Source organism: Candidatus Binatia bacterium (genome assembly GCA_023150935.1).
Taxonomy (GTDB): Bacteria; Desulfobacterota; Binatia; order HRBIN30; family HRBIN30; genus JAKLJW01.
In genome coordinates this window covers 82,403-102,333 of record JAKLJW010000004.1, presented here as the reverse complement: position 1 = coordinate 102,333, position 19,931 = coordinate 82,403, and the positions used below count along the sequence as shown (strand labels likewise).

20 protein-coding genes and 1 pseudogene are annotated in these 19,931 nt (G+C 67.1%); 13 read left to right on the top strand and 8 right to left on the bottom strand.

Features of this window, described 5'->3' with window-relative positions; genetic code table 11:
* Positions 1-4: 4 nt before the first annotated feature.
* From rpsP to rplS, 6 genes are all read left to right on the top strand, one after another.
* Complete coding sequence (rpsP, locus tag L6Q96_04580) at positions 5-316, top strand: 30S ribosomal protein S16 (protein MCK6553846.1); 312 nt, start codon at positions 5-7, stop codon at positions 314-316.
* Positions 313-549 carry a KH domain-containing protein gene (locus tag L6Q96_04575; GenBank protein ID MCK6553845.1) on the top strand — a complete coding sequence of 79 codons (237 nt, stop codon included), beginning with the start codon at positions 313-315 and terminating at the stop codon, positions 547-549. Before rpsP ends, L6Q96_04575 begins: the two co-directional genes overlap by 4 nt.
* Before the next feature lie 81 nt (positions 550-630).
* Entirely contained in the window at positions 631-1,146 is a 516-nt protein-coding gene (gene rimM, locus L6Q96_04570; GenBank protein MCK6553844.1) for a ribosome maturation factor RimM, read from the top strand.
* Positions 1,146-1,880, top strand: a complete 735-nt coding sequence (trmD, locus tag L6Q96_04565; protein ID MCK6553843.1) for a tRNA (guanosine(37)-N1)-methyltransferase TrmD — start codon at positions 1,146-1,148, stop codon at positions 1,878-1,880. Before rimM ends, trmD begins: the two co-directional genes overlap by 1 nt.
* Positions 1,873-2,433 (top strand): RNA methyltransferase, encoded by a 561-nt coding sequence (locus L6Q96_04560; GenBank protein MCK6553842.1) that lies wholly within the window; start codon positions 1,873-1,875, stop codon positions 2,431-2,433. The genes trmD and L6Q96_04560 overlap by 8 nt, the downstream gene beginning before the upstream one ends.
* Before the next feature lie 42 nt (positions 2,434-2,475).
* Positions 2,476-2,862, top strand: a complete 387-nt coding sequence (gene rplS, locus L6Q96_04555; protein MCK6553841.1) for a 50S ribosomal protein L19 — start codon at positions 2,476-2,478, stop codon at positions 2,860-2,862.
* Here the strand turns inward: rplS and L6Q96_04550 are convergent.
* The 7 genes from L6Q96_04550 to L6Q96_04520 all read right to left on the bottom strand — a co-directional run bounded on the left by L6Q96_04550 (position 2,845) and on the right by L6Q96_04520 (position 9,402).
* Complete coding sequence (locus tag L6Q96_04550) at positions 2,845-3,258, bottom strand: hypothetical protein (protein ID MCK6553840.1); 414 nt, start codon at positions 3,256-3,258, stop codon at positions 2,845-2,847. The two genes, rplS and L6Q96_04550, sit on opposite strands and share 18 nt — an antisense overlap.
* A gap of 11 nt (positions 3,259-3,269) precedes the next feature.
* Positions 3,270-3,683 (bottom strand): MaoC family dehydratase N-terminal domain-containing protein, encoded by a 414-nt coding sequence (locus tag L6Q96_04545; protein ID MCK6553839.1) that lies wholly within the window; start codon positions 3,681-3,683, stop codon positions 3,270-3,272.
* A complete protein-coding gene (locus tag L6Q96_04540; protein ID MCK6553838.1) occupies positions 3,683-4,336 on the bottom strand; it encodes a PHP domain-containing protein in 654 nt (217 codons plus the stop codon). Before L6Q96_04540 ends, L6Q96_04545 begins: the two co-directional genes overlap by 1 nt.
* Before the next feature lie 19 nt (positions 4,337-4,355).
* Complete coding sequence (locus L6Q96_04535) at positions 4,356-4,775, bottom strand: Zn-ribbon domain-containing OB-fold protein (protein ID MCK6553837.1); 420 nt, start codon at positions 4,773-4,775, stop codon at positions 4,356-4,358.
* 7 nt (positions 4,776-4,782) lie between these two features.
* A complete protein-coding gene (locus L6Q96_04530) occupies positions 4,783-5,934 on the bottom strand; it encodes an acetyl-CoA acetyltransferase (GenBank protein ID MCK6553836.1) in 1,152 nt (383 codons plus the stop codon).
* 191 nt (positions 5,935-6,125) lie between these two features.
* A complete protein-coding gene (locus L6Q96_04525) occupies positions 6,126-6,938 on the bottom strand; it encodes an alpha/beta hydrolase (protein ID MCK6553835.1) in 813 nt (270 codons plus the stop codon).
* Positions 6,939-7,059: 121 nt separating this feature from the next.
* Complete coding sequence (locus L6Q96_04520; GenBank protein ID MCK6553834.1) at positions 7,060-9,402, bottom strand: hypothetical protein; 2,343 nt, start codon at positions 9,400-9,402, stop codon at positions 7,060-7,062.
* Positions 9,403-9,725: 323 nt separating this feature from the next.
* Between L6Q96_04520 and tadA the strand changes: the two genes are divergently transcribed.
* The 6 genes from tadA (at position 9,726) to L6Q96_04490 (ending at position 18,736) form a co-directional block, all read left to right on the top strand.
* Entirely contained in the window at positions 9,726-12,143 is a 2,418-nt protein-coding gene (tadA, locus tag L6Q96_04515; GenBank protein MCK6553833.1) for a Flp pilus assembly complex ATPase component TadA, read from the top strand.
* A 24-nt stretch (positions 12,144-12,167) separates the two neighbouring features.
* A complete protein-coding gene (locus L6Q96_04510; GenBank protein ID MCK6553832.1) occupies positions 12,168-12,557 on the top strand; it encodes an Hpt domain-containing protein in 390 nt (129 codons plus the stop codon).
* Positions 12,558-12,873: 316 nt separating this feature from the next.
* Positions 12,874-13,638 (top strand): glucose 1-dehydrogenase, encoded by a 765-nt coding sequence (locus L6Q96_04505; protein ID MCK6553831.1) that lies wholly within the window; start codon positions 12,874-12,876, stop codon positions 13,636-13,638.
* 322 nt (positions 13,639-13,960) lie between these two features.
* Positions 13,961-16,621 (top strand): pyruvate dehydrogenase (acetyl-transferring), homodimeric type, encoded by a 2,661-nt coding sequence (aceE, locus tag L6Q96_04500; GenBank protein ID MCK6553830.1) that lies wholly within the window; start codon positions 13,961-13,963, stop codon positions 16,619-16,621.
* 94 nt (positions 16,622-16,715) lie between these two features.
* The gene (locus tag L6Q96_04495; protein ID MCK6553829.1) at positions 16,716-17,978 is read left to right on the top strand and encodes a dicarboxylate/amino acid:cation symporter; all 1,263 of its coding nucleotides are present in this window, start codon (positions 16,716-16,718) and stop codon (positions 17,976-17,978) included.
* A 227-nt stretch (positions 17,979-18,205) separates the two neighbouring features.
* The gene (locus L6Q96_04490; GenBank protein ID MCK6553828.1) at positions 18,206-18,736 is read left to right on the top strand and encodes a hypothetical protein; all 531 of its coding nucleotides are present in this window, start codon (positions 18,206-18,208) and stop codon (positions 18,734-18,736) included.
* A gap of 114 nt (positions 18,737-18,850) precedes the next feature.
* Here the strand turns inward: L6Q96_04490 and L6Q96_04485 are convergent, their stop codons facing one another.
* Positions 18,851-19,438 carry an NAD(P)H-dependent oxidoreductase gene (locus L6Q96_04485; protein MCK6553827.1) on the bottom strand — a complete coding sequence of 196 codons (588 nt, stop codon included), beginning with the start codon at positions 19,436-19,438 and terminating at the stop codon, positions 18,851-18,853.
* A gap of 264 nt (positions 19,439-19,702) precedes the next feature.
* Between L6Q96_04485 and L6Q96_04480 the strand changes: the two are divergent.
* Positions 19,703-19,870, top strand: a pseudogene (locus tag L6Q96_04480) (HEPN domain-containing protein).
* The last annotated feature ends 61 nt before the right edge of the window (positions 19,871-19,931 follow it).

Sequence of the window (19,931 nt, the reverse complement as noted above, 5' to 3'; positions counted from 1 at the left end):
AACCATGGCAACAGCGATTCGGCTCTCTCGGCACGGCGCTAAGAAGCGCCCGTACTATCGCATTATCGTTACCGACTCTCGCGCGCCGCGCGACGGCCGGCGACTCGACCAGATCGGCACTTACGACCCCTCGCAGAACCCATCGCGTGTGGTCATCAAGGAAGATAAGCTGACCCACTGGCTGCAGCGCGGCGCCCAGCCGAGCCTCACCGTTCGTCAGCTTCTCAAACGCAGCGGACTGCAGGCGCTCTCCACACCCCCGAGCGAGGCGATCTCTACGGCCACCAATCCTGACCCCGGAGAGACCCAGACATGAAAGATCTCGTGGTGTTCCTCGCCCGCTCGCTGGTAAGCGACCCGGACGCGGTCGAGGTCAAGGAGACGCAGGGCGATACCGCCTCCGTCTTCGAATTGAAGGTCGCCAAGGAGGACCTCGGGCGCATCATCGGTAAACAGGGGCGTACCGCAAAATCCATTCGCACCATTCTCACGGCCGCCGCCTCGCGCACCAACCGCAAGGTGGTGCTCGAAATTGTCGAGGACAAGTAACGCCGCTCTCCGCCCCCGCCGGTGCGGCACCGCCGCCCGGCGTGGGCGTTCGCGGCCCCCCACGCCCTTCGAGAACTCGCCGTGACCGACGAGACACTCGTGTCGCTGGGCAAGGTGGTTAAGCCACACGGTATCCGCGGCGAAATCCGCTTCGCACCTTTCAATCCGACCTCCACTACGGTCAAGGCCGGTTCGATCGTCATCCTGCGCCAGAACGGCGCCGAACAGCCTCGGCGCGTCATCGCCGTCCGCCCGCACAAACACCTTCAACTCCTTACGCTGGAGGACTGTACGTCGATGACCGCCGCCGAAACCCTCGTCGGCGCCGAGGTGTGCGTGCCCGCCTCCGCACTGCCCGCACCCGACCCCGGCGAGGTCTATCACCGTCAGATCCTCGGCCTTGCCATGGTCACCCTCGACGGCACCGCCGTGGGGACGGTAGTTGAGATAATGCCCCTGCCAAGCGCGGATGTCTGCGTCGTCCGCGCCGATTCCCGCGAACACCTCGTCCCCCTCGTCGCCGACATCGTCAAGGAAATCGATGTGCAGGGCGGCCGCATCGTCATCGACCCGCCGCCGGGCCTGCTCGACATCTGATGGACTTCCACATCCTCACGCTCTTTCCGGAGTTCTTCGCCTCACCGCTGTCGGCCTCCATGCTTCGCAAAGGCCAGGAACGCGGCGCCCTCACCTTCCATCTGCACAACATCCGCGACTACGCCACCGACAAGCACCGCGTCACCGATGACACCCCCTACGGGGGCGGCGACGGCATGGTAATGAAACCCGAGCCGATGGTCGCCGCGCTTGAAGCCCTCGGTACCGGACCCGTAGCCCCGCGCCGCATACTGCTCTCGCCGCAAGGCCACCGGTTCACTCAAGAGCGTGCCGTCGCACTCGCCACCGAACCGGCGGTCGCCCTGGTCTGCGGCCGCTACGAAGGTGTCGACGAAAGAGTCCGATCCTTCGTCGACGCCGAACTGTCGATCGGCGACTTCGTCCTCTCCGGCGGCGAGGTCGCGGCGCTCGCGGTCATCGATGCCGTGAGCCGCCTCGTCCCCGGTGTGCTCGGCGGCCCCCGCTCGGTTGTCGAGGAGTCCTTCGCCGACGGTTTGCTCGAGTATCCGCACTACACCCGCCCGCCCGAGTTCCGCGGCCAGCGCGTACCCGACGTGCTGCTCTCCGGCGACCATGCCGCCATCGCTCGCTGGCGCCGGGAACAATCCCTGCGCCGCACCCTCGAACGGCGCCCCGACCTGCTCGTCAACGCCCGCTTGTCGGACGAAGATCGCGCCCTGCTCGCCGGCCTCGACAGGTCCCGCAATGGCTGAGCTGTTCGTCGTCATCTTGCACTATCCCGTAATCGACAAGAACGGCATCGTCGTCACCACCGCGGTGACGAACATGGACATCCACGACATTGCCAGGTCCGCCAGGACTTACGGCGTCCGCGCGTTCTTCGTCGCCACACCGACCCGCCCCCTGCGCATCCTCGCGGCAAAGATCCTCGAACACTGGGACACCGGCTTCGGCGGCACCTACAACGTCACCCGCAAAGAGGCCCTCGAACTGGTCAGCCTCGAACAGGACCTCGATACCACTCTACTCACGGTCGAACGCCTGACCGGTCGCCGTCCGTGCGTCGTCGTAACCTCCGCGCGCCCGGGAGCCAACCGCGTGTCGTTCGCAACCCTGCGCGCCCGCCTCGACACCAGCGACGAACCTCACCTCCTTGTGCTCGGAACCGGCTGGGGTCTCGCGCCGGAGATCCTCGCCCGCGCCGACCTCGCCCTCGAACCCATCTCCGGCCCCACCGACTACAATCACCTGTCGGTACGCGCCGCCGCGGCAATCATGCTTGACCGCCTCCGGGGCGCACGCTAAACACCCATCTCCGCTTCGAATTCCTGCCGCGAGGTGGCCGTCATGAACGTAATCGACGCAATCGAGAGCGCCCAGTTGCGCACCGACATCCCATCCTTCAAACCCGGGGACACTTTGCGCGTCCACGTGAAGGTCATCGAGGGCGAGAAGGAACGAGTCCAGGTGTTCGAGGGCTTCGTCCTGCGGCGCAGCGGCAGCTCGACCCGTGAGACGTTTACGGTCCGCAAGGTGTCCTACGGCGTCGGTGTGGAGCGAACCTTCCCGGTCCACTCCCCGCGCATCGACAAGATCGAAGTGGTTACCCGCGGCCTCGTGCGCCGCGCCAAGCTGTACTACCTGCGCCAACGCTCCGGTAAGGCGGCCCGCATCGAGGAAAAGACCACCGCCAGGCCCGGAACCGCGGCCGCCAGTTCAGCCGCCAAGCCGTAGCCTGACCGTCGCCGTCCCGGTCACGAGTCGCTCCCCCTCGGCGTTCTCCATCACCAGGTCGCACTCGAGACGAGTGTCGCCCTCTTCTGCGTGGCGCTTCTCGGTGACTACGCCCCGCAGCACGAGCGGCTGCCCCGGACGAACCAGCGCGCGAAACGTGGCGCTCAGACGCTCTATCCGCCCGTCCGGAATCGATCGCGAGAGTAGCCCGGAAAACAAAGCCAGGCTCATGTTTCCCGGCACGATCTGCCCCGGCAGTCCCTCCTTCCGTGCCTCCTCGTCGCTGCTGAACCGCGCCCCGGGCATGTTGGCGATCTCCGCATACGCCCGCACCCGGTCGCCGCTCAGCGTCAACGACTCCGTCGCCAGTTCGTCGCCGATATCGAGATCGTGCATGCTCCCCCCACTCACCGGAACATCAAGCGCTGATCGATAGTTGCCACATGCTCGCCGGATTGATTGGCAACCTCCGTGCGCAGGACGACGAACGCCATCGTGCCGCTTCGGCCCGTCTTCTCGTAGATGTCGTGGACGCTGCCTACCACCGTCAGGACGTCGCCCACGCGCACCGGCACTCCCAGCTCCATGTCCTTGCCCGCGTCGAATCCCATCGTACCGAGTTGAGGCATGTTCGCCGGCATGAAGCGCTTGCCACGGAGGCGCAAGACGAAGGTCACCGGCGCTACCAGGGCGTCCCCGTCCTCGCGGACCGGCTCCCCGGATGCCTCCGCATAGGCGCGCACCTCCGCCTCGGTCACCGGAGCGAAGACCCAACGATCGAATTCGCTGCCGACTATCGACCGATCGATCGACGACACCATCACCCTCCCACCTTCGCCCGCTCCCGGAAGTCCACCGGCCGGTAACCGCCGACCCGCAACACCTCGACCAGATCCTCGACCGTGCGAATCTGCGCATCGATTTCGGTCGCGCAGATGCCGATGAAACTCGCCAAATGCGCATCGCTGCCGCCGACTGCCCGGTAGCCGTAGCGCTCGATCAGCGCCTGCACGCGCTCGTTCTCGCCCCGCCGGCTGCCGCCGTTCAGCGCCTCGACGGCGACGATCCCCTCCAGCGGCGGCCTGGTTGCGTAGTGCTCGCACAATCCGATCGTCGGCCGCCCCGGATGACAGGGCAACGCCAGGGCTCCCGACACGGCCGCGGCCCGCACAAACGCCTGAGCCGGCAGGCGCACGTTGGCGAAGTCGAACCTTGCCGTCAGGTCGGCATTGACGCCGTAGACGAGCATGTGCCCGTAATCGGTCTCCACCTCGGCACCGCGCAGGATCAGCAAGCCGTACTTGTCCTCCAGCGCCCGGTAATCCGCCGCCGGATTCCACTGCCGATGCTCGGTCAGCACCAGGCCATCGAGCGGCAACACGTCGCGTTTGCGGGTCAGCCACTTCAAATAAGCCTCCACCGGCACGCGGCTGTCCTCGGACGCCTCGGAATGGGTGTGCAGATCGAGAATCATGCCCGGGTAGTCGACGCGGTCACGACACGGGACGGAACTTAGGGATCGATGTGTCGGCGGTCAGGTCGTCGAACGTGACCTCGACCGGCATACCGATGCGAACCGCATCCGGGGCGCAGTCGACGATGTTCGTCAGCAGCCGGACACCTTCTTCGAGCTCCACGTACGCCAGCACATACGGCACACTCTCCCGGAAGCCCGGCGCAAGGTTTTGATAGGTCACGGTGTAGGTGTACACGGTGCCCCGACCTGACGAAAGCACCCACTCGGGATCTGCGGCCAGACAGGTCGGGCACAAAGCCCGCGGGTAGTACCGTACCGTCCCGCAGTCCCGGCATCGCTGTACGTACAACTCGTGCCGTGCGCAGGCCTCCCAGTAGCCCTTCGACTCCTCGTCGACCCGCGGCACCGGCTTTCCCGACGCTTTCGTCTCGGCCATCGAGATCTCACCCCCGTCCCAGCACCAGCGTGGCGCCGCTGTGCCGCAATCCGAGCGTCCCGCCGGTTCCGTGACACAACGCGATCCGGCAGTCGGGCACCTGGCGCACACCGCACTCGCCGCGCAACTGTTTCACCGCTTCGATCACCAGGAAAATACCGCGCATTCCCGGGTGGTTCGACGACAGCCCTCCGCCGTCCGTATTGATCGGCAAGGCCCCGCCGAGACCGATCCGCCCCTCCGACACGAACGCGCCCCCCTCGCCGCGGCCGCAGAACCCCAGCGCTTCGAGTGTCATAACCACGGTAATCGTGAACGAGTCGTAGATCATGCACATGTCGACGGTGGCGTGCCCAACTCCCGCCATCGACATGGCGCGCGGACCCGACTGGCTGGCCGCCATGTCGGTGAGATCGCGGTGCCCGGCGCCCGTGTGGCAGCATGCCTCCGCGCCGCCAAGAACGTACACCGGCGGTCGCCGCAGGTCGCGGGCGCGCTCCGCCGTAGTTACGACGATCGCTCCACCGCCGTCGCTGATGATGCAGCAATCGAGCAAGTGCAACGGCGCCGACACGATCCGCGACGCCAGCACGTCGTCGACGGCGATCGGGTCGCGGAACTTCGCCGCCGGATTGAGCCCGGCGTGCCGCCGCGTGGTCACCGCCACCTGCGCCAGTTGCTCCGAGGTCGTTCCGTAGGCGTGCATGTGCCGCTGCGCCGCCAGCGCGTACGCACCCACGACCGTCGGCCCGTACGCGGCTTCGAACTGATCCGGCGGGTCGCCGCCGAACCCACCGCCGGTACCGACCGCGAAGCGCTCCGAGGCCGCCGTGCTCCCGTAGGTGATCAGCGCCACCTCGCACAAGCCCGCGCCGATCGCTGCCGCCGCGTGCGTCACGTGGGCGACGAACGAAGACCCGCCGATCGAGGTCGAGTCGAGGAATCGCGGCTGCAGGTTCAGGTAGTCGGCCAGCGACAGAATACCCATCTGACTGACACCCGACGTGAAGTACCCGTCGACGTCGCCGATACCGAGACCCGCGTCGGCCAGGGCGCCACGCGCACTCTCGGCATGGATCCGATACTGCGTCTTCTCCGGCGCCCACCGCGTCGGGTGCTCGTAAACGCCGGCGATGACCACCTGCCGCCCGAACCCCATCGGCTACCTCCGTGCGGAAACGAAGACCAGACCGCCGCCGAACCGGGGCACGGAGATAGCCGCCCGGCGAGCGCCGCGAGACTTCGCCGGCAAGCTCAGGCTGCGGGTCCGCGCCGCTTCACGCTCGTCGATCCGTCGGTTCCGCATCCGCTCGGTGTCTCCGCGTCTGGGTAGCACAGTCGACTTCCGGATCACGGTCGGCTCGTCTGTCCCAGAAACCGCAGGAGCGTTTCCGCAAACGCCACCGGTTGCTCGTTCGCGACCATGTGTCCCGCCCCGTCGATAACTTCCAACCTCGCCCCGGCAATCCTCTCTTGCAGATCCCGGGCGCCCTCGACCGGCAGCATCGCGTCGGCATTGCCAACCGCCACCAGGGTCGGCACCCGGATCGTTCCCACCAGCGCTGCGGCGTCAAAGGCGTCGAGCGCACGGAGGTCGCCGTAGCGCACCCGCGGGTCCGTCTTCACCTGTTCGCTCCACACGCTGCGCATGATCGCCATGTCCGTGCCGGGCGCGAAGATGTCCGGCGCGAACGGCTGCGGCTGGCGGCCCTGCGTTACCCGCTTCCAGGTGTCCATCGTTTCCGCAGCCACCGCCATGCGCGCCCCCGCGCCGACGAGAACCAACCCACGCACCCGTGCCGGCTCGGCCGCCGCATAGGCCAGCGCCGCGGCAGCGCCGAGGTCGTGACCGACAACCACGCATGGCCGCAGGCTCAGCGCCCGCACGAAGTTGGCCAGACACGCCGCGTACGCCGCGACGCTGCCCAGGCTCTCGGTCCCACCCGATCGCCCATGCCCCGGCAGGTCCACCGCCACCGGACTGTGCGCCGCCGCCAGCGCATCCAGTTGGTCGCGCCAGATCTGGGCGTTCCAGCCCGCGCCGTGGACAAAGAGCACGACTTCGCCGGTCGCGAATGCCGGCGCCACCGCGGGCAGCGTCGTGCGGCCGGTGTATACGTAATTGACGGCAATGCCGTCGATGCAAACGTACTTGGATGGCATGCTCAGACCGCGAGCCGTGCGGTCACGCCCGCACGGCTCGCAACCGGATACGCCGGGTACCGCACGACCGCCGTTGTGTCAACGCTATGAATCGCGGTACGGACAACGTCGTCACCTGCCCCTACTCGATCACGACATCGGCGGGAAGCTCCGTAATGGAGATCGCCGTTCGCTCCCCGATTTCCGTGCGCCGCCCGTTGACCGTAACCGCAACCGGCAATTCCGGCCTCGGTCCCGCCAGGACAATACCGCCCGGAGGCACCTTCAGGTTGCCGCCCACCCGCACCCGTAACCTCGCCGGCGTTTCGCGTTGCATCGTGTAGTCGAGGGAACCGTAGTAGGTGGGCAATTGGCTCACACCCGTCCCGCCCGGGGCGTCGACCCACTCCGGCCGCACGCCGGCTGCGAGCACCAGCGCTTCATCGGCTTCGCGTTCGTAGGCAAACAGACTGCGGACGGCCTGCACGTAAGTCGAACCGATCCACGTGTGCGGCATGTCGCCGACGAACTGCGGCGCGGTCGGATCGCGCCATAGGATCTCCGGCCATTGGTTCCACCCGGGCGGGCGGCGGTCCGCAAGCACGCTCTCCAACAGCGCCCAGGCCTGATCGGTTTCGCCAAGCCTGACGAACACGCCCACGTTGCGGAGTTCGTACGGCGTGTACGCCTCCCAATCGGAAGCCACGCGCCGGCGGGAAAAGATCTCTGCGTACTGCGCAAACGTCCGCCGCAGAGCGGCGTCCGGCAGATACCCGAGCTCACCTCCCGGAGTTACCGCAATTGCGGTCGAGCTCGGGTCGAAATCGCCCAGCTCGACCGACGCCGGTATGTATTCGAGCTTGCGCTCCTGCATGGTGCGCTCGATCGACGCGTAAACGTCGCCCCGGAACTCGTCGCGCCACACCCGGAATTGGGCAGCCCGTGCCGCGTCGCCGACGACGGACGCCAATCGCGCAGCGTCGACAAGACCGCGCAGGGCGAAGAAATCGTCCCAATACGAATGCACCGGGCGCCGCGCGTAGCCTTCATGACTGATCGATTCCGGCATCAGCCCGAAATACGCTCGGCGCTCCGGGCCCCGGTAAGCGTCGCTGCGGCGGCGTTGGCGCAGCTCATCGATCGAGGCCGCCGCCCGGACAACCGCCGGCCACATCGAGTCAACCAACGCCGCATCTTGGGTGTACCGGTAGTACTCCGCTACCGCGTAAATGAACTCCCCGTTGCTGTCGTATTCGGGAGTGGGGTCGGCACCCCGGCGGTCCACGCAACAGGGGATCCGCCCGTCCTCGAGCTGATAAGTCGCGTACCAGCGAATGAAGTTCCGCACCGGGCCCGGAAAACCCATCTCGAGCAGTGCCGCCGACGTCATCGCGCCATCGCGAATCCACGAACGGGCATACGTCCGCGAGCCCGGCTGAATCGCCGGACCGTCGGCGTTGATGAGAATGTAGGCGATGTTGCTACGCAGGGTCCTTATCAGCGGCAACGCCGGCGCGGGCACGCGGATGTCGACCCGGTGCAGAAGAGCGCGCCAGAACCCGACTGCGGCCGCGAGGCGGGTGAGGACCGCGGCCCGCGGCGGCGCCTCGAGCGACCCCTCCTGACCGTGCAGCGGCACCTCGATCGCGACTTCGGAGACGGCTCCCGCGGCGACGCGCAGCTTGTAGTGGAGGGCGCCGGAAGCGCTGCCGGCCGGATCCATGACCCGGGTCCGCACCGGCAGCCGTCCGTCGGCGAGGAAGTCGGCGATCGTTCCTTCGCCGCCGCCGGTCACACCGCACGCGTGCGCCGCGGTGAGCGTCAGCAGACGCGGCACCCCGTCGACAAGCACGCGGCCGCCGGCACAAGCGAGCTCGTGAATGGCAGTGGCGCCACCGACCATGTTAAGCGCCTGCCAAGGCGGCAGAACCTGAAACGGCCGCACGGCGACGAATAGATCGACATCGGCGGTGCGGCTCCCGGCGTTGGCGACCCGATAGATCGCGACGATGGACGACGCCCCGGGCGCACCGTCGGCAAACACGGTAACGGCGAGGCGCAGTGCGCCCGCATACCACGTGACCGTCGGGATGGGCAGTTCGCCGTCCTCAAGGCGCTGCGCCGTGTTCGCCTGCGCCCACGTGATCAGCCGGCCGTCCGCGAACAGGAACGGCTCGATCGAGAACGCGCCGGTGTCGACTTCGAGCATCCCGTCGTCATTGAACAGCCCCTCCTTGTCGTCCTCGGGCACACCGACGACGGTCCAGTAGGTCTGTCGACCCGTCCAGTAACGCGGATACGCACCCGGCGATGCCACGCGCGCCCGCGCGACGATCGCTTCGTTCGGCGACTCGTCCCAACCCGCGGCTTCCGGCCAGGCACAGAGAGGTTCGCTGTCACCGACGCAGGCCGGCGCCGAGGGCGCTGCCGCCGGCGCGGTTCGCGGAATCGTCGAGCCGGCGGCTACAAGAAGCGCGAGCGTCAAACGCGCGAGACACCAGCAACCGAGATTTCGACCTGTACGGGCCCGCACGGCGTTGGTGTGCCCGACTCGGGGCCGATTGTCGACCGCCCATGGCCTGGTCCTTTTCGCCCACCCGGCTCTTTTCGCGCATTCGCCCCAGCACCTGCCACAGCAGCTAACCGCGCAAATTCACGAAGGAAGTCGTCACCGCCGTGTCATTTCGACCACTTCCCGGCGAAGAGCTGACACGGCGGGCGGACGGGCTTGCCATTCATCTATCACCGCCACCTGCGTGGCTGATGGCATGCAGCTTGCGGCATACGGACACGGGAGTGGACAGCGTCATGCAATCACAAACCAATCAGGAGCACGCACTCATCAAGCTGCTCGGTCAGGCCGGCACCCTCACCGCGGATCAGGTGCAGGAGGCGCAGGCAGACCTTGCCGAGGGTAAGGAAGCAGCCATCGAGTGGGTCGTCGCCAGGGCGGGCCGGTCGGAAGAGGAGGTGGCTCGGACCATTGCCGATCAGCTCCGAATGCCTTTCGTCAACCTGCCGACTCAGGCCCTCAGCGGGACGGTAACCAGCCTCGTCAAGGAGGAGCTTGCCAGCCAGGGAGTGGTGCCGCTACGCGCCTTCGACGGGGGCATCGTCGTGGCGATGGCCAACCCGCTCAATCGTGACCTGCGCCGCAACATCGAATTCGCCACCGGCCGCCGCGTCTTTGTCGAGGTCGCAACGCCGACCGCCGTGCGGGACGCCCTGCAGCATGCCTACCATCTGGACGATTCCCTCAACACCTACCTCGACGGCATCCCCGAGGAAGGCGAGGTTCCAGTCGCCGAAATCACCGATGAGGGCCTCGACCTCAAGGGACTCATGCGCGAAAGCGCCCTGCCGCCGGTGGTCAAACTCCTCAATGTCATCTTACTCGAAGGCATACGCGGCGGGGCCAGCGACGTGCACATCGAGCCCAGCATGTCCGAAGTCCGCGTTCGTTACCGCGTCGACGGCGTCTTGCAGGAGGCGTTCCGGCTGCCGAAGTGGGTGCAGGACCCGCTGGTCGCCCGTTGTAAAGTTCTCGCCAAGCTCGACATCACGGAGCGGCGCGTGCCGCAGGACGGCCGAATCAATCTCCGCTATCGCGAATCGCTCATCGATCTGCGGCTCTCCAGTCTGCCGACCCAATTCGGCGAAAAGGTCACCATGCGCGTTCTCGATCCGACCAACGCCCCCGACGGTCTGGAACGCCTCAACCTGTCCGAGCGCGACTGCTCGCTGATCAGGCACGCCATCAGCCGTCCCGAAGGCATGGTGCTGGTGACCGGCCCCACCGGAAGCGGCAAGACCACGACCCTCTATGCGATGCTCGCCGAGATCGTCTCGCCCAAGCGCAACATCGTCACCATCGAAAACCCCATCGAGTACCAGTTGCGCGGCGTTAACCAGGTTGAGGTCAACGAACGCCAGGGACTGACGTTCGCCGGCACCCTGCGATCGATTCTGCGCCAGGACCCCGATGTCATTCTGGTCGGCGAGATCCGCGACAACGAAACCGCCGAGATCGCGCTGCGGGCGTCGCAGACCGGTCACCTCGTGCTCAGCACGCTGCACACCAACGATACGGCCGCAACGATCAGTCGTCTGCTCGACCTCGGCATCGAACCCTACATGCTCGCGTCGTCCTTGCACCTGATTCTCGCGCAGCGCCTGGTCAGAAAGATCTGCCCGAAGTGTGCGGTGCCCTACGAACCCGAAGCGACGGCTTTGGCGGCATTGCACCTCACCGACACGACCCAGCGATTCATGCACGGCAAGGGCTGCCCGGCGTGCCACAAATCCGGTTACCTGGGCCGCACCGCCGTGCTGGAGGTCATGCCGATAACGCGCAAGGTCGCGGCGCTGATCGAGACCCGGGCACCGGAAGCGTCGCTGCGCGCCACGGCGCGCGAAGAGGGTCTCAAGACGCTCGCCGACCATGCCGTCGAGAAAGCGCTGGCCGGCGTCACGACGGTCGAAGAGATCCTGCGCGTGGTCGATATCGAATCGGAAGCCACCTACTGCCCGGGCTGCAACCGCCAGGTCGAAGAGAACTTCGCGGTCTGTCCGCACTGCGCGACGGCCTTACGCAACAACTGCGGAAGCTGCGGACTGCAACTCCAGAGCGAGTGGCTGGTTTGCCCGTACTGCGGAAACGCCGCCAAGAAACCTGCCCCCGTCGCCGCAATCGCTGCCCGCCCGGCGGCACCCGTTCCTCCCGCGGCGCCGGTGGCGGCCATCTCCGAAGCGCCTGCGACCCGGGTCTTCCATGCCCTCGTGGTGGACGACCAACCGGACATGCGTCGTTTGGTGAGCCATACACTCGAGCACGGCGGCATTCCGATCACCGTGACCACGGCGGCCGATGGCACCGAGGCCCTGCAGCTCGCCGAGGAAACCGTACCCGATCTCATCTTGCTCGATGTGATGATGCCGGGAATGGACGGGTTCGACGTTTGCGAGCGCCTGCGCCGCAACGTCCGCACGGCGTTCACGCCCATTCTCATGTTGACCGCGCTCGACGATGCGGGCAGTCGCGCGCGTGGTTTCCATTCCGGCACCGACGACTATATCGCCAAGCCGTTCGCCCGGGCCGAACTGCTCGCGCGCGTGCGGCGTCTGCTCGAACGAACCTACGGGGCCGTCCTGCCCAGCGATCAGCCCGCCGGGCAACCACCCGTGGCGCGGATCAGTAACGTCGCGCCGCTCAGACTATCCGCCTGAAACAAACGGGCACGAGGGAGCACCATGCACACTACCAGCACGTATCCGGAAACCGCCGTAGTCGACGCGGCCGACATCAAGGCCCGCTTCGACGAGGACCCCGATCTCATGCGGGAGATCATCGACCTGTTCCTGACCGATTATCGGGAACGCCTGACCGCCCTGCAGGCCGCCCTCGATCGTAACGACGCCGGCGACCTCTGCCTGCAAGCCCATTCGCTCAAGGGCTCCGCGGGCGCAATCGGCGCCAGTCAGGTCGCCGCCTCGGCCGCGACGCTGGAAAGCCTGGCCCGCGCGGGTGCACTTGCCGATGCCGGTCCGGCCTGTCAGGCGGTTCGGCAGCAACTCGATCGGATTGCCCCGCTGCTCGGCGCCTTGCTGGCCGCCGACCCACGGGACGTGGCCGCCGCGTAAGGTCACCGCCAACCGGCGGCAGCGGCACATACGTATACGGAAGCGCTCCTGCCAGCCCGACCGGACGTGGTTCGACGTCGTGCCGGAGCATGTGCGTATGCCGGAGTAAGAGGGCCCGCGAGCCCAAGCCGAGTCGCTCGGACGCCAGATCCGGCGCCCGACGCCAGACACTCCCACCTCGGCCCTCCGGCATGCGCACTCTTGTCGTCGCGCAAGCGGCTTTGTTAGCCACACGCAGTTGCACGACCTACCCGTCACCTTCGTTTCCCACTCTCCGATTGACAGCGGGGGCAGGGGCGTCGACTATCTTCGCCCCATGACGACACCGAAGTGGCACGATCTGACCGGGCGCGTCGCGCTGATCACCGGGGCGAGTAAGGGATTGGGCCGCACGATCGCCGAAGCGCTGGCGCAAGCCGGTGCGACCGTCGCCCTGGTCAGCCGCACCAGGGCCGACCTCGAAGCCGTCGCCGACTCGCTTGCCGCCGGCGGAGCGCGGGCGATTGCGGTCAGCGCCGACGTTACCGACGAGGCCAGCATCCAGGACATGGTCGCCGAGGTGCTCGGCCGGTGCGGACAGATCGACATCCTGGTCAACAACGCCGGTGTCGGCGAGACCGGCGCGGTTGTCGATATGGACACGAGCCGGTGGGACTGGATCATGGACATCAACGTCCGCGGACCCATGCTGTGCTGCAAACATGTCGGTCCGCACATGATCGAGCGGTGCAGCGGCAAGGTCATTAACGTCGCCTCGGTCATGGCCACGCGAGTCGCCCGCTACATGGCTGCCTATGCCGCCAGCAAGGCCGCGCTGGTGCAGTTCACCCGCACGCTCGCCCTCGAATGGATCCGTCACAACGTCCAGGTGAACGCCCTCTGTCCCGGCTACTTCCTCACCGACATGAACGCCGAGTTCTTCGCCTCCGAACGCGGCCGGCGTTTCGTCGCGGAGCTACCGATCGGCCGCCTCGGGGATCCGGCCGAGCTCGCCGCGGCGGCGATCTTCCTCGCCTCCGATGCCACGAGCTACGTCACCGGTACCGCCCTGTACGTCGACGGCGGCCACTCGCTGGGCTGATTTACGAATTCCGTGTTTGCGCGCACGGCGCGAAGAAATCTTCAGGCCATGGAGCGGCTGTGCCCCGCCGTTCGTCCCAAGTAGCGCCTTCTCGATGACCCGATCGCCCTGAGTAGCCGATGTCTTCTCAATCGGCGTATCGAAGGGCTCAGGCGGCGAATCGAGGGACAGGTTCGGCACGGGCGAACGGGCTGGTTGTTCGCTTTGGGTTGCGGGCGGTAGCCCGCGCCGAGGAAGGAAACGGCAGGAGATGCGCGGACTAAACATCGGCCGGCGCTGCCGCTTCCGTTGCTACGCTCTCGGCGCAGCGTAGAATTGTCACATGCATAATATCGCCGATTCCGAGGCCGCCGGCCTCGATGCGTGGGTGGCTGCCTTCGATCGACTCGTCAGCAGCGACGGGCGCACCCAGGGCCAGCGGCTTGTCGGTCGCCTCGTCGCCCGCGCCCAGGAGCTGGGTCTGGCACTGCCGGCCGTCCTCAACACACCCTACGTCAACACCATCCCGGTGGAGCTCCAGCCACCGTTTCCCGGCGAGCGCGAAATCGAACGCCGCATCAAGAACGTCATTCGGTGGAACGCCATGGCCATGGTGGTCCACGCAAACAAGCGTTCCGCAGGTATCGGCGGCCACATCTCTACGTACGCCTCGGTGGCGACACTGTTCGAAGTCGGCTTCAACCACTTCTTCCGCGCCGCGGAGGAGGGCCGCTCCGGAGATCAGGTGTACTTCCAGGGCCACGCCTCCCCCGGCATATATGCGCGCGCCTTTATCGAGGGCCGCCTCACCGAGCGGCAACTCCTCAACTTCCGCCGCGAACTCGCCCCCGGCGGTGGGCTGGCTTCGTACCCGCACCCCTGGTTGATGCCCGACTTCTGGCAGTTCCCCACCGTCTCGATGGGTCTGGCGCCGATCTCGTCGATCTATCAGGCCCGCTTCAACCGTTATCTCGAAGCGCGCGGACTGGTGTCGGGGCCCACCGGTCGGGTCTGGGCTTTCCTCGGCGACGGCGAAATGGACGAGCCGGAAGCTCTAGGCGCCCTCACGCTCGCCAGTCGGGAGGAACTCGACAACCTGGTATGGGTCGTCAACTGCAACCTGCAGCGGCTCGACGGTCCCGTGCGCGGCAACGGCAAGATCATCCAGGAGCTCGAAGCCATCTTCCGCGGCGGCGGCTGGAACGTCATCAAAGTCGTCTGGGGCGACGATTGGGACCCGCTTCTGGCGCGCGACGCCGAAGGCGTCCTCGTCCAGCGGATGAACGAGGTGAACGACGGCCAGTACCAGAAGTACACAGTCGAATCGGGAGCGTACATTCGCGAGCACTTCTTCGGCACCGATCCGCGCCTGCTGGAGATCGTCGCCGACCTGACCGACGCCAAGTTGCGCAAGCTGCGCCGCGGCGGGCACGACCCGGAGAAGGTCTTTGCGGCCTACAAGGCGGCCTGCGAGCACCGCGGTTCTCCCACGGTAATCCTGGCCAAGACGATCAAGGGGTACGGTCTCGGCGAAGCAGGCGAAGGCCGCAACGTTACGCACCAGCAAAAGAAGCTGAACGAGAAGGAGTTGCGCCACTTCCGCGACCGCCTCGGCATCCCGATCGGCGACGCCGACCTGCACGAGATTCCCTTCTACAAGCCGCCCGACGACAGCGAAGAACTCGACTATCTGCGCGAGCGGCGCCGCGTTCTCGGCGGTCCGCTGCCGCGCCGACAGCCGCGCGCCACCGCGATCGCACCGCCCCCCGGGGCTCTGTTCGCCGAGTACCTCGGCGGCTCCGGCGAGCGCGAAGTGGCCACGACGATGGTGCTGGTGCGGTTACTCCGCCAACTGATGAGCGATCCGGAGATCGGCCCGCGTATCGTACCGATCGTTCCGGACGAAGCCCGCACGTTCGGCATGGACGCGTTGTTTCGCAAGTTCGGGATCTACTCCTCCAAGGGGCAACGCTACGAACCCGTCGACTCCGACGTCGTCGCCTTTTATCGCGAGGCGACCGACGGGCAGTTGCTCGAGGAAGGCATTTCCGAAGCCGGTGCCATGGCGTCGTTCACCGCGGCCGGTACCGCCCACGCCACGCACGGGGTGCAGACCATCCCGTTCTTCTTCTTTTACTCGATGTTCGGCTTCCAGCGCATCGGCGACCTGATCTGGCAGAACGCCGACGCGCGGGGACGCGGCTTCCTGATCGGCGCCACGAGCGGCCGCACGACGCTCGCCGGCGAGGGCCTGCAGCATCAGGACGGGCACAGCCACGTCCTCGCCAGTACGGTGCCGACGGTGCGGGCGTACGACCCGGCGTTCGCCCACGAAATCGCCGTCATCGTCGAAGACGGCATCCGGCGGCTGGCCGTGGAGCAGGAGGACGCGTTCTACTACCTGACGGTCGCCAACGAGATGTACGTTCATCCGCCAATGCCGGACGGGGCGCGCGACGGCATCCTGCGCGGCATCTACAAACTCGCGCCGTCCGGTGCCCCCGCAGACTGGCCGCGCGTTCACCTCTTCGGCAGCGGCGCCATCCTGCGCGAAGCGTGGCAGGCACAACGCATACTGGCGGAGCGCCAGGTGGCGGCCGAGGTCTGGAGCGTCACGAGCTGGACCGAGTTGCGCCGCGACGCCCTGGCTGTGCAACGGTGGAATATGCTGCACCCGCTCGCGGAGCCGAGACAGTCGTATCTGGCCGAGGTACTCGCGCGAGAGCCTTACCCGATCGTCGCCGCCAGCGACGCGATGAAGATCGTGGCCGACCAGTTGGCGCCGTTCGTTCCCGCGGGACTGTTTGCGCTGGGCACTGACGGATTCGGTCGCAGCGACGAGCGCGCTTCGCTGCGTCGCTTCTTCGAGGTCGACGCCGCCAGCATCGCAGTCGCCGCGCTGTACGCGCTCAGTCGCCGCGGCGACCTCTCCCCCGCGGCCGTCTCCCGAGCTATCGAGGATCTCGGGATCGACCCGGAAAAGGCGGATCCGGCCCGAAGCTGAGGCGGCCGTGGCGCGGCGGCCGGCTCGACGAGCCGACCCCATCGGGGTCTCTCCCGTTGCGGGGGTGGGCGGCTACCGCCATACTCCCGGCGCGATGCGGCACAGCCTTCCCGCCCGCATGTTTGCGGGCCTGATTATCGGCGCCAGCATGGGTGTGCTGGCGCACGCGGTTCTCGGAGACTCGCCGGGGCTAGGCTGGGTGCTGGCGACGATCGTCGAGCCGCTCGGCGCGATCTTCCTCCGCCTGCTGTTCATGCTGGTCATTCCGTTGATCATCACCGCGCTCGCACTCGGCGTTGCCGGACTTGGCGACATGCGCCATTTGGGCCGCGTCGGATTGAAGACCCTCGCCTACACGGTGGCGGTATCGGCCATCGCGGTGGCGATCGGCGTCACCCTGGTCAATCTCGTGCGGCCGGGCGACGGCTTGCCGCCGGCGCTGCGGGAAAAGCTGAGCGAACGGGCGGCGGCAGTGCCGCCGGCGGCGACGGCGGCGGGCGCGTCGGGCGTGGGATTCATTGTGCAACTCGTGCCGAGTAACGTCGTCAAGGCAATGGCCGACGGGGACATGCTCGCGGTCATGACGTTTTCGTTGTTTCTCGGGGTCGGTTTGCTGGTGACGCGCACCGACTCGGCGCGACGGTTCGAAGTCGCGCTCGAGGGGTTGTTCGACGTGGTCATGCGCTTGCTGGAAGTGGTGATCCGGCTGGCGCCGCTCGGAGTGGCATGCCTGCTGTTCTCGCTTACCGCGCGTCTGGGTTGGGAGGTCCTGCGGCAACTCGGGGCCTACGTCGGAGTGGTTGTCGTCGCGCTGCTGGTGCAGCAATTCGTCGTCTACGCCGCGGCGGTGCAGTGGCTGGGGGGGATGTCGCCGCGGCGCTTCTATCGCGGCGTGCGGGCGGCGATGGTGACGGCGTTTGCGACCGCCTCGAGCAACGCGACATTGCCGACGGCACTGGAGGTGGCGGAAAAGGAGTTGCGGCTGCCGGCGCACGTGAGTCGTTTCGTCCTGACCATCGGCTCGACGGCGAATCAGAACGGCACGGCACTGTTCGAGGGGGTTACCGTGTTGTTTCTGGCCCAGTTCTACGGGGTCCACCTCACTCTGGCGCAGCAGGCGATGGTGGTGTTCGTTTGCATACTCGGCGGTATCGGCACTGCCGGCGTGCCGGCGGGCTCGATCCCGGTGGTGGCAATGATTCTCGGGGTCATCGGCGTGCCAGTGGAGGGTATCGGCATGATCCTCGGCGTCGATCGATTCCTCGATATGTGCCGGACGACCGTCAACGTCACGGGCGACCTCGCCGCGGCAGTCGTCGTCTCGCGGGGCGAGCCGGGTACGCTACCGGCACGCTGAAGAGCCTCCCAACGAGTCGGAACGTAAGAGAGCACGGTCGCACCGATCTTCGGGTCCGTGCCCGAGAAGCGGAGGCCGGGGTCATCCCCGTGGGACTGCCAACTCGCGTTCTTCCGGGGGGCGACTTATTCGCGCATCGCTTTCCGCCGGGAATAGGATTAGACTCCGAGGCGTCTGAGGGTGATGTCAGTCAGGTTCCGGCCGCCGCTGCCGGGGAGGAGGGCGCCATGAGTGCTCAACCTGGATCGTTACCTTCGCAATCCACGCGAACACAGGCGGACCGCGCGGATGCGTCCATCTATCTGCACGGGGCTGCCAGCGGGCTGGTCGGCGCGCTGACGGTAGCGCTCTGGTTTCTGTACCTCGACTTCAGTCGGGGGCACATGCTGTACACGCCGACGGTGCTCGGGACGGTGTTGTTCTACGGGGGTGGGGAAACCTCTTCGTTGGCGCCGTCGCTCGGCGTGAGCGCCCTGTTCACGGTCGTACACGCCTCGGTCTTCGTCATCATCGGCATCGCGGCGGCGCGGTTGCTCGACCTGTTCGAGCATCGCATTAACGTCGTGCTCGCGGTCATTCTGCTGTTCGTTATTCTGGGGTTCGCGTTCCTCGCCTTTGCGATGACGTTCTCCGCGTTGCCGCGCGAGGCGCTGTCGTTGCCGGACGTGTTGTTCGGCAACGTGCTCGCCGCGGTCACGATGGTCGCGCACCTCTTCCGCGCCCGCCCACCACGCGAGGTCGATCGGCCCGCCCCGTAACCTGGATTACCCCGCGGATCGGAACGTAGCCGACCCGCCGGCGAGGTTTTCCGGGAACCTCAATTGAGATCCTCCCCCGGCGCCCCTGCGTTGCTATGAAGCGGGTCCGGCAGGTCAGCGGTGCAGCGTGCGCACGGCCTCCGCCAGCCGGGCGACCGCGGCGCCGACGGTCATGACCGCGGCGCGCAGTTTTTCGTCGCGGAGGTCGTCCCCGTCGAAGGCGGTGTGGGCGGCGCTGACGACGGCCTGCTCGGCGACGAGCGCCAGACCGAGATTAGCGAGGTACTGGCGCGTGATCGGCAACGCCCGGATGCCGCCGAATGCGCCCGGCGAGGCGGAAACCACGCCGGCAACCTTGCCGCGGAGGCACGCCAGGCCGGACTGCGCCTGGCGCTCGCCGTACGGGCGCGACAGCCAGTCGAAGGTGTTCTTGAGCAGCGGCGTGATCAGGCCGTTGTACTCGGGCGCGGCGATCAGGATGCCGTCGTGGTCGGCGAAGATCTGGCGCAGGCGCGCCACTGGTTCGGGGATACCGAGTTCGGCTTCGCAGTCGCCGTCGTAGATCGGCAACGGGAAGTCCGCGAGATCGATCACGGTGACCTGCGCGCCGGCGTCGCGGGCGCCGCGCGCCATGACGTTCAGAGCCTTCTTGTTGAACGAATCCCGTCGCGCGCTTCCAGCCAGGGCCGCCAGTGTTGCCATGCGGTCGTCTCCTCCTATCGTCTGCTCCTACCGTATAGGACGTCCGGGGCCGTGCAACCGCCGCAGACGGCTGTATGCGCCGGGGCATGGGGATCGGCGGGCGCGTCGGGTCGCCGTTGTCGGTCAAGAGTTTGCGCGAGGACCTGGATGTCGCGCACGGCCGGGTGCCGGGTGGCCCGCTACGCCCGCAGCGGCGCCGCGGCCCGCCCGCGGCTCGTCCTCTCGATCGCGGCGCGACCGCCCTCGTGATACAACGCGGCTGCAATGGCGGACCTCAGTGGCGACTGGCTGACGCAGCCACGGCGCGACCTCGAACAGGCCGAGGATTCGCGGCGTGCGGGACGTCACGAGTGGGTCTGCTTCGCCGCGCAACAGGCGGGAGAGAAGGCCGTGAAAGCGCTGCACCTCCACGCGGGCCAAGAAGCCTGGGGCCGGACTGGTGTTGGACACCCACCATGCTTGGGGCCGAGCGACCAAGCGGGCAGCGTTCCGG